Genomic DNA, 3,095 nt, shown 5'->3' with positions numbered 1-3,095 from the left:
CATCTGGGACCAGGTCACCGGCGCCACCGGCCTGCCCACCGCAGCGTGAGCACGGAGCAGGAACCCGGCCCCACCACACCCGACACACCATCAGGCACTCACACACTCAACAACGTGACAGCACCGATGCGCGTCTTCGGGATCTCCGACACGACCGCACTGAAGTACGTCAGAGTAGCCCACCCCCACCGATTCGGGCCAGAGCCCACCCAAGCCTAATCGGCAGTCCCGAACCCGTGGTACAGCCAAGATACGCACCAAAGGGGCGATGAGTTGATCTTGATGCGTGGCGTAGCCGTTGACCGCCTGGTTCGGATGCCACCTCCGCGCGGTAGATGGCATCCGACTGGCCGGGCGCCGGAACCAGCTACGCGCTCTGGGGCAGCAGACCGGCGTCGATGACCTCAGCGATTAGGGTGGCGCCGCGGCTGTTCTGGTGGATGTGGTCGGTCGTGAGCACGAGACCTCGCCGCCGCGAGATCGTGTCGAGGCTGCGGCGCAGCACTGCGTGCTGGACGAGGACGCCGACGGCCGCTGCGGGCGTCACCTCCCGGTATGAAATCGGCGGCGGGTCCGCTTGGCGCAGTTCCTCGATCTGGCGTTCGTGGAGCGGAAGGTAGGCCACCTCGTTGGTGGCGGCGACCTCGGCGATCATCCGGCTGTACGCCTGCGATGCCTGTGCCGCTGCTCCGTCGAGTTGTTGGCCGAGTACCGGTAGCGACAGCAGACCGATCGTCGCGTCGGTCTCCGCTCGCAGCCGTGCGACGACGGCTCCCAGGCACTGTTGGAACCAGCCGGCCGACGGGCGATCGGGGAGCTGTTTGCGCTTCATGGCCTGCTCGACGGGGTAGCCGGCAAGGCTCGCTCGGGCGTCGTTGGTCCCGATCAACACGGTGATCACATCGGGTGGGTTCGTGACGACGGCATCGAGGCGCTGCAAGAGGTTGTAGGCGAAGTCGCCGTTGGCGCCGAAACGGGCAAGCTGCACGTCACCGGGAGGGTGGCGTCGTCCGAGAAGATCCAGGTAGTCGACGCTGAACTGCGCGCGGGTGAGGCTGTCGCCGAGGCACGCGATGCGTGTCGTCACGGCGCTTCCTCCGGGCTGGGCGTGCCGACGCGTTCGGTCGGGCGGGTGTCGGTCCGAGGACGGTGGTCGGTGCCGAGGGTCGCAGTGATGGCCAGGATGGACGTCGGCCCCTCCATGTCGACCACGTGCCATACCCCGGCCGGGTTGATGGTGGCCTCGCCCGGCCCGAGCAGAACGCGGTCGGGGACCCCGTCCACGTCGCGGGTGACCGTCACGGACCCGCTGAGGCAAACGACCAGTTCGTCGCCTGCCGGGTGGCTCTCCCAATGGTCGCCGAGCCCGTCGCCGTCGAAGATCATCACCATCCGGCCCTCGGCGCCGTCTGCCGCGACCGCGGCGCTGTAGGCCTGGAGCACCTCCGGGTCCCAGGTGAAGCCCTTGACGGGTTTCGCTCTCGATCCCAGTCCGAGGTGCACGGGGGTGGTCCGCAGGTCCATGGCATTGCGTTCGTGGTTGACGAGTCTCATGCCGACGATCGTCCACGGCAGCGATCGGGCGGTCTTGAAGAAAAGGGAAGAGAAGCCGCCGCGACGGGCGGACGGTTGGCGGCTACCCGGCTCCGAGGAGGACTTCGCTGCGACGCCAGGCCGTCGGCGATCGGCCCGTGAACTCGCGCCAGTCCCGAACGAGATGGGCCTGGTCGGCGTAGCCGGAGACGGTTGCCACATCGCTCCACGGGAGCGGGTCCTGCGCCGCCGCCAGTTCGTGCGCGTGCTCGAAGCGCAAGACTCGGGCGAAGGTCTTCGGCGACAGGCCCACCTCACCGCGAAACCGCTCGGTGAGGTACCGACGGCTCCAGCCGAGTTCCGCGGCGACGGCACCAACCTGGACGCAACCCCGCGCGGCGACGAGGCGGCGCCATGCCTCGGCTACCTCGGGGCGCACCCAGCGCACATGGTCGCCGCAGGCGCCACGGCCGACAGCTCGGAGGAGCAATTCGTCCAGCGCGGTGAACCGCGCCGCCCATGTTGTCGCAGATCGGAGCCGGTCGACCAGCTCGACGGCAAGCGCTCCGAGAAGCTCGTCAAGTGGGACCAGTCGGTGGGCGAGCTCGGCGGCGGGCATGCCGTAGATGGCCCGGGCCCCGAGCGGTGTCAGCGATACCTGAACACCTTGCTGGCGTCCGTCGTGGTGAATCGCGACGGACCGGCACATCAGACCGCCGGCCACGCTGCCGAATCGGGTGACCGGCGACCCGTCGTCAACGCCCGCCGCCACCTCCAAAGGATCTGACAGGCTGATCACCGCAGTGAGCGCGCGGCTCGGCGGGCCGCAGTGCACCCCCGCCGGGAGCCCGCGGAGGTCGAAGCCGACATACGAGTCGACGTACTGCCGCAAGACGGGCGCCGGACGTGCACCGATCCCGGTGGCCGTGTGGTCCTCCATTTTCGTCAGTGTACGAGCCGCCCAGCCCAGGAAGATCACCATCCAACGACTGATCACCGCCGTTTGCGGCTGGTGTCGCGGTTCTTACCGGCACCCCGTCACACAGCGCATGTCCGTTGGCCGTAGCTATACGAGAACAGGGCCTAGACATGCCGGGCAAGATCATACCGATGTTCCCCAAGGCCGAACCCGTCGGCTACTCCGCCAGCGGGCGCCACGTCCCCCTCCGGTTCCCCGCGACTCCACCCCGAGAATCCGCGAACCCGTCGACTTCGCGGTGGGAGGAGATCTTCCAGGCCCGGCACGCCAGCCGGCACGGACTCGCCAACTGGATCAAGACGGCAGCGCTGTTCGGTGGACTCAGCCTCATCGTGTTGATGCTGGACGCCGCCGGCGACATCACCTCCGCCGCGCTCAAGGGCCTCTCCGCCGTCCCGGACACCGGCAGCGGTGACCGCAGCGGACTGTGGGGCACGGTCGACCACCCGATTCGGATGTTCCTCGCCGACCAGGCCGCCCACCTGGCCGTCGCCCCCGGCGCTCTCTACGCCTTCTGGCAGCTGACCGGGCTGCTCTCCCTCGTCGGCGGCTTCCTCGGCAGCGCCGGTGCCCGCATCACCTG

3 protein-coding genes and 1 pseudogene are annotated in these 3,095 nt (G+C 68.7%); 1 reads left to right on the top strand and 3 read right to left on the bottom strand.

The window, feature by feature from the left end; genetic code table 11:
• Positions 1-367 precede the first annotated feature (367 nt).
• The 3 genes from RIM90_RS31220 to RIM90_RS31210 all read right to left on the bottom strand — a co-directional run bounded on the left by RIM90_RS31220 (position 368) and on the right by RIM90_RS31210 (position 2,473).
• On the bottom strand, positions 368-1,087 hold the full coding sequence (locus tag RIM90_RS31220; RefSeq protein ID WP_309064100.1) for a GDSL-type esterase/lipase family protein: 720 nt from the start codon (positions 1,085-1,087) through the stop codon (positions 368-370).
• Positions 1,084-1,554 (bottom strand): cupin domain-containing protein, encoded by a 471-nt coding sequence (locus RIM90_RS31215; protein WP_309064099.1) that lies wholly within the window; start codon positions 1,552-1,554, stop codon positions 1,084-1,086. The genes RIM90_RS31220 and RIM90_RS31215 overlap by 4 nt, the downstream gene beginning before the upstream one ends.
• An 82-nt stretch (positions 1,555-1,636) precedes the next feature.
• Complete coding sequence (locus RIM90_RS31210; protein ID WP_309064098.1) at positions 1,637-2,473, bottom strand: helix-turn-helix domain-containing protein; 837 nt, start codon at positions 2,471-2,473, stop codon at positions 1,637-1,639.
• Between the two features lie 149 nt (positions 2,474-2,622).
• Here RIM90_RS31210 and RIM90_RS31205 point away from each other — a divergent pair.
• Positions 2,623-3,095: pseudogene (locus RIM90_RS31205) on the top strand (hypothetical protein); the annotation flags it as partial.

The organism is Streptomyces sp., from assembly GCF_031181555.1.
In the GTDB taxonomy this organism is placed as follows: Bacteria; Actinomycetota; Actinomycetes; order Streptomycetales; family Streptomycetaceae; genus Streptomyces; species Streptomyces fimbriatus.
The sequence above is the reverse complement of the archived record's forward strand: the minus strand, read 5'-3'. Positions and strand labels throughout refer to the sequence as shown.